The 6,443-nt window shown below is 65.6% G+C and carries 6 protein-coding genes; 4 read left to right on the forward strand and 2 right to left on the reverse strand.

Going from position 1 to position 6,443, the window contains the following annotated elements; genetic code table 11:
• Window positions 1–664: isoprenylcysteine carboxylmethyltransferase family protein (locus VD972_RS15905; protein WP_324987756.1), on the forward strand; the 664-nt coding region annotated here is incomplete at its 5' end.
• Window positions 665–723: 59 nt separating this feature from the next.
• On the opposite strand, the gene VD972_RS15910 is transcribed toward VD972_RS15905, so the two are convergent.
• Window positions 724–2,547 (reverse strand): carboxypeptidase regulatory-like domain-containing protein, encoded by a 1,824-nt coding sequence (locus VD972_RS15910; RefSeq protein ID WP_324987758.1) that lies wholly within the window; start codon window positions 2,545–2,547, stop codon window positions 724–726.
• 170 nt (window positions 2,548–2,717) lie between these two features.
• Entirely contained in the window at window positions 2,718–3,830 is a 1,113-nt protein-coding gene (locus VD972_RS15915) for a hypothetical protein (protein ID WP_324987761.1), read from the reverse strand.
• 230 nt (window positions 3,831–4,060) lie between these two features.
• Here VD972_RS15915 and VD972_RS15920 point away from each other — a divergent pair, with 230 nt between their 5' ends.
• From VD972_RS15920 to VD972_RS15930, 3 genes are all read left to right on the forward strand, one after another.
• Entirely contained in the window at window positions 4,061–5,209 is a 1,149-nt protein-coding gene (locus tag VD972_RS15920) for a hypothetical protein (RefSeq protein WP_324987763.1), read from the forward strand.
• 132 nt (window positions 5,210–5,341) lie between these two features.
• Window positions 5,342–5,836 carry a hypothetical protein gene (locus tag VD972_RS15925; RefSeq protein WP_324987766.1) on the forward strand — a complete coding sequence of 165 codons (495 nt, stop codon included), beginning with the start codon at window positions 5,342–5,344 and terminating at the stop codon, window positions 5,834–5,836.
• Between the two features lie 57 nt (window positions 5,837–5,893).
• Window positions 5,894–6,250, forward strand: a complete 357-nt coding sequence (locus VD972_RS15930; RefSeq protein WP_324987769.1) for a hypothetical protein — start codon at window positions 5,894–5,896, stop codon at window positions 6,248–6,250.
• Window positions 6,251–6,443: the final 193 nt, after the last annotated feature.

Below are 6,443 nucleotides of genomic sequence, written 5' to 3' on the forward strand. Positions count from 1 at the left end.
AGGACAAGCCATGATGTTCGTGAAGGCGTTGCCGCTGGCGGTGCTGTTCGGTCTCTCTCTGTTCGTCTCCGCGGGGCGGATCGACGTACCCGCGTTCTGGCTGTACGCGGGGCTGTGGTGGCTCAACGCAGGCTCGACCTACACGCTGGCGGGGCGCCGACATCCCGAGCTGGTGACCGAGCGGATGCGGCCTCCCAGTGACCGTGATCGAGCGACTCGACGCATCGTGGTACCGCTCTTCTTCGCGCACATGGTCGTCGCTGGGCTCGACGTCGGGCGCTTCGGCTGGAGCACAGTTCCCCTGTCGCTCCAGGTCCTGGGGTTCATGTTGATCGCCGGTGGGCTGTGGTTCGCGGACTGGACACTGCTGTCCAACCCGTTTGCCTCCAGCGCGGTGCGGATTCAGAGCGAGCGGGATCAGAAGGTCATCACGCACGGCCCGTACGCGATCGTCCGCCACCCGATGTACCTCGGAGTCTTCCTCGTCGCGACCGGCAGCGGCTGCGCGCTCGGCTCGTGGTGGGCGAGCCTGCTCTTGTTGCCGGTTCTGGCGACCTTCATGCGGCGCACGCTCCTCGAAGACCGGATGCTTCACGACGAGCTGCCCGGCTACAAGGAGTACGCGGCACGAGTCCGCTCGCGGGTAGTGCCGGGCATCTTCTGAGTCGCCCTGCGTGAGGAGCAAGAGCCAGCCGCTGGAGCTCCTCACCTGATGGAGCTGGGTTAATGCAGCGTCACGTCCGCGGCGGCCTGAGTGGCCGGAGCGGAGCTGACCGGCATCTCCGCGTCCTTGAAGCCCTCCTTGCGGACGCGGACCTTGTACTCGCCCTTGTCCACGCTCTTGAAGCGGTACTGGCCGGTCTCGTTGCTCCGGGTCGCCTGAACGACGCGGCCCTTCTCGTCCACCAGCTCGACCACGGCGTTGGAAGCCTGCTGCCCGTTGCCCAGCGCGAGCCCGCCCGCCACCTCTCCATACTGGGCATACTGGCTCTCCGGCGTGTCGTGCGTGAAGAGCAGGCGCTCCTGCTGCAACACCGCGCCCTTCTCATCCACGAAGGAGAACTCGGCGAAGTAGCGGCCCGTGCGCAACGCCTTGCCGTCCTTGCCCTTGCCTCCGAAGGTGAACGTCACCGGGCCCTGCGCGCTCGGGCGCGTCTCCTTGAACACCTCGGCGCCGGGCTGCGGCTGGCCGTCTTTCAGGCCGGCGGCGAGCACGCGCAGCTCTACCCGGCCGGAGCGCTCCTTCGGGGCGATGTTGCGCGCGGCCAGCTCCGTCCCGTTGGCGCTGAAGCGCGAGCCCAGGGAGGTGAGGAAGACATTGCCTGCGTAGACCTCGAGCCGCCGCCGGCTCACCTGCCCCTTCGTGTTGGTGGCCACCACATCCACGGTGTGCTTGCCGTCGCTCAGGCCCTTCGTGTCCCACGTGTAGCTGAGCTTGCCACCCTGCGCGGTCTGTACGGAGCGGTCATCAATGAGCACCTCCACCTTCTGGATGCCCTTGCCCTGGTTGTCGCGGGCCTCCACCTGGATTGTCTGCGCCGACGCGACATGCTCGCCATCCCGGATGCCGCTCACGGCCACGCTCACCACGTCCACGGAGACGAGCCCAAGCACCGCCCACAGCGCCTCGGCCTTGCCGCTGCCGCTCGCTCCCCAGCCACCGTCCGCCTTCTGATGGGACACCAACCAGCGGATGCCACGCGCCACGGGGGTGTCCTCCTCCGTGAAGCCGGCCTGCCGCAGCGCGTATACGGTCTGCCCTGTGGCAAACGGATCCGAAGCCCCAGTCGAGAAGCCCCAGCCCCCATCCTGCTGCTGGAGCGAGACCAGGTGGCGCGCCACCTTGCCCGCCAGTTCCTCTGAGCGGCTGGCGCCCGCCGCGGTGAGCCCGAGCAGGGCATAGTTCACGTCCTGCAGGTACACCCCCTGGGGCTTGCCCTCCCACGAGGCCGCCCTCCGGGCGATGAACTCCTCCGCCCTCCGGATGGGCGCCAGCCACGCGTCATCCGCCGTGCGCGCATACGCCTGCCGCCACGTCTGCATCCCCTGGTAGGTGGCCTGCATGAGGCCGGCGCTCACCGGGGGCGACTCGTGATCGCCCTGCACCGAGCCATCCTTCTGCTGGTACTCCAGGAGCGTCCGCGCCAGCTTGAGCAGGTCGTCGCGCAGCTTGGAGTCAACGTACTGGTCATACCGGGCGAAGGCCACGCCGCCGAAGGCGCGTGCGGTGCGCGGGAAGGTCTCCTGACTCAGGCCTCCCGCGGTGCGTGCGCCTCCCTTCGAGTGGAGGACACCCTCCAGGATGACGCTCAGCTCCTTGGCGGGGACCTCGTACTGGTGGTGCTTGCCCACCGCGAGCCCCTCCAGGGTCACCGCCTGGACATGGCAGCCGTAGCACTGGTGTTGCTGCTGCCACGCCGCGGTCGAGCGGGCCAGGAAGGTGATCCCGCGCTGGGCGGCCTCGCGGACCTTGGGGTCCCCCTGGGCCGCCGTTGCGGGCAGGGTGAAGAGAAGGGACAGGATCAGCGCAGACCTGAGCAGGGACATGGGGACCTCGCGAGGGGTGGCGCCCCTCGAACGCACGAGGTCCCCAAAGGATCTATCTGCAGTGCATCAGGTGAACTTCCTAGGGGTTTGGATCCTGTCCGCTCGGGGCTCGCGAAGCAGTGCTCATGGCGCCTTCATTGTATCGGGGCTCGAGCCGAGAGTTGCAGCGGCTACTGGGGAGGCGCGATCGACAGCTCGATCGAGGCCGTGTCGTTCTCGTCGTTCTTGTCCGAGCGGTCGAACTTCCCCTGCCGCAGCGCCTTGAGCTGCCACGTGACGTTGCCGCTCACCGTGATGAACAGGGTCTCCGAGCCGGTGTCGGAGGCGATCGTCATCGCGTTGATGTCGTCCTTGACGCCGGTGTGCGACGGACGCTTCTTCTCGCCGAGCGGCTTGTTGGTCCGCTTCGACACCGACCAGTCGTAGTTCTCTTCGGTCACCGACCACGTCGACGAGTGTTCGCCCACCGAGTACGAGAACTGCCAGTCGTCCCCCTTGGCCTTCTTCTTGTCGACGAGGTCGCGTGCCTGCGTGCGGCGCGGCCCGACGACCTGCGCGCGCAGCTCGAACGTGTCCTTGTCGAGCGGGAACGTCATGTTCGGCGCGAGCTTCGTCGTGCCGACCCAGAACTCCATGTTCTTCGCCTTGATCGACACCACACGCGCCGCGAACTTGGCGTGCTTGTCGACGTCGGTCTCGATCGGCGACCTGCGGTCGATGACCGCCTGCGCCTGCCTGAAGTTCCCTTCGAACTTCTGGGTGTGGCTGCCGAGGATCTCCATCGCCTTGAACGTCTGGGTCTTGAGCGGGTTCTTCTTGTCGTTCCAGCGCTTCGGGTCTTCGTTCGCCTGCATGAGGAAGTCGTGGACGACCTTGAGCGACCCCTCGACGACCTTGAGGTCCTGCCCCGACTGCGTGAGCTTCGCCTTGGCGTCGTCGTACTCCTTCTTCCGCTTGTTGTACTCGGCCTCGTCCTTGAACTTCGCGTCCTCGAGCCGCGCCTTCTTCTCCTCGAGCTCCCGGTTCACCCCGTCGAGCCCCTTCCGGTAAGCCTCGGCGTCCTTGCGCCGCTTCCCGAGGAAGTCGATCCATTTGATGTGGTTCTTCCAGAACTGCTCCTCGTCACGCGCGTCCTGGGTCATCTTGTTGATGCCCTCGATGATCCGGTCGCCCACCATCCGGAGCGCCGGATTCGTGGATGGCGTCGGCATGTCGAGCTCCTGCGCCCCTGCCACCCCGCCGACCGCCAACCCCAACACCACCACGAGTTCTCTCCACCGCATGCGAACCTCCTCGGCCTGAGACGATATACCGACGGCACTATACGTAACGTGCGTGTAAGACGGATGGGTGCGCTGTTGAGGGGAGCGGAGGGCGTCTTCAAGCACAGCCAGACCCATTTCTTGGGCGAGGAGAGCGCGTGGGGGCGCTTGCCCTTCGACCCCTCATCGCCGCCCGGTTACAATGACCAGGAAAAGGCCCCCCGCCTTCTTTTTTGCAAGGAGACTACGCCATGAGATCGATCCTTCAGACCGCCTTCCTTGCCCTCGCTCTGACGACCGCCTGCTCCAAGCCCAACGAGGCTGCCCTCGTCGAGGCCGGCGACCCGAAGAAGCCGGCCACGAAGGCCGCGCCGCAGAGCACGCCTCCCACCACCGACCTCGTGACGATGCGCGACCCGGTAGAGAACGCCTACACGCTGGGGATGCCAAAGGGCTGGCACAACCGGACCTACTCGGCCCGGGTGTTCGACATCCACAGCATGGTGACCACCTCGGTCAGCCCGAACGGAAGCGTCCTCATCTTCAGCGGCGATCCCAGCATCCCCCAGTACTGGAATCCGGCCTCTGCGTCGCCCGTCCTCTATGACATTGCCCGGACCCATCCCCGGATGAAGATCGAGCCGTTCGTGCCCGCCACGGAATACTTCCCCGGCTACGTGAAGCGGAAGTTCGGCAACTTGCCGAGCTTCAAGCTCATCTCGACCGAGGCGGATGCCCAAGGAGAGCAGAAGCTTCGGAAGAAGTTCGCCGACGCGGGAATCCGTGTGGAAGCGACCATCGCGAATGTAGCCTTCAGCTACACGGACGGCGACAAGCCCATGAACGCGCTAATCATCGGCTCGACGTCCGACAGCGGGCCGTTCTGGATCGTCACCGTCACAGGGATTGCCACCTCGGGCGACCCGAAGGCGTACATCCCGATGATCGAGGCCATGGGCCGCACCCATCAGATGAACCCTGACTGGCAGGCGGAGCAGAATCGGAAGCACCAGGAGCGCATGGCACAGATCCAAGAGTTCGGCCGTCAGATGACCGCCCAGCATCACCGGAACATGGGCGCGATCCAGCAGAGCGCCCAGCGCCACCAGCAGCGGATGCAGGCGATCTGGGCGCAGGGCGACGCCAGCATGAAGAGCTATTACGACCGCATGGCCTCCGGCGAGGCCCAGCACCGGAACTTCCTGAACTACATCAATGAAGAGAACACGGTGGTGGGCTCGAACGGGAAGACGTTCCAGGTGGACAGCAGCTATCAGCGGTACTTCATGCACAAGCGAGATCGCACGTACGTCGGCGGCGATACCGGCATGGACCTGGACAAGCTGCGCAGTCTCGGCCTGAATCCCAACGACTACGAGGAAGTGAAGATCACGAAGTAGGCCTTCGCTTACGGCGCGGCGAAGACCGCCACCGCTGCCCTGGCAGTCGACTCTCCATTGGCCACGCTGCGCAGGCCGACGCCTTCCGCGACAGATGGAGATGACCTACCCTCGCGGGAAACGGAGGTCTCCATGCGTGTTCATGCTTCGCTTGCCCTGCTGCTCACCGTGACGGGCTGTACCACCACCCACAAACTCCCGAAGGCGGAACTGGCGCGCCTGGACGGCTGGGTGGGCCAGGAGACGACGCTGCTCCAGGACATTGGAAGTACCCTGCGCAATGAGCGCAAGGACATCCGGCGCCTGCGCGACCTCAAGGGAAACGAGCACCCCTTCACCGTGGACACGTCCCTGGTGCTCTTCCCGCACCAGGGCGACGAGATCGTCGGAGAGTACGTCGCGGTGCACGTGGACGGGCAGCGCTTCCGCGGGGTGCCCCGGGCGGCGCTCAGCCGGGATATCGAGGTGCCGTTGGACGGGATCGAGTCCGCAGGCGTGCGCAAGTTCAGCCTGGGCAAGACGGTGCTGCTGGGCTCCGGCGTCATCGTCGGCCTCGCCGTGTCGCTCATCGCCGTGGGACTGGCGGTTGGCGACGGAGGAGGTGGTGGTGGCGACGACGACGATTGACCGCCTCCTGTACGGCCCTGACGCAGGACAAACACATCACCCACACGGGAGCAAGCCTTGAAGAAATTTCTGGCCATCTACATCGGCACGGCGGCCGCGCTGGAGAAGTCTGGGTGGAGCAAGCTGGACGAGGAACAACGCCAGAAGCTCGACGCCGCCGGCGTCAAGGCGTGGGAGGAGTGGGCGATGGCGCATGGGGAGGCGATCGTCGACCAGGGCAGTCCCCTCGGCAAGACGAAACGCGCAGCCGCCGAGGGCATCACGGACATCAAGAACAACATGACCGGGTATGTGATCGTGCAGGCCGAGTCTCACGAGGCCGCCGCGAAAATGTTCGAGCGTCATCCGCACTTCACGATGTTTCCGGGCGACTCGGTGGAGATCATGGAGTGCCTACCATTGCCGGGGCAGTGACAGTAGTTCTCAGGGAAGGCCGCTCGCGTCCGAGAGCGGCTTGACCAGGTTGGGCCGCATGTGCCCCCAGTGCCATCTTGCCCTTTAGGCACCTCGGTACGGAGAGTGGGATTGCGCAGTAGAATGGATGCCATGAATGGGCTGACAGCAAGCCGGAGGGTGGTTGTCTCGGCCGCCATCCTGGTCGCGCTGA

The sequence above is a fragment of the Hyalangium sp. genome, assembly GCF_035629615.1.
In the GTDB taxonomy this organism is placed as follows: domain Bacteria; phylum Myxococcota; class Myxococcia; order Myxococcales; family Myxococcaceae; genus Hyalangium.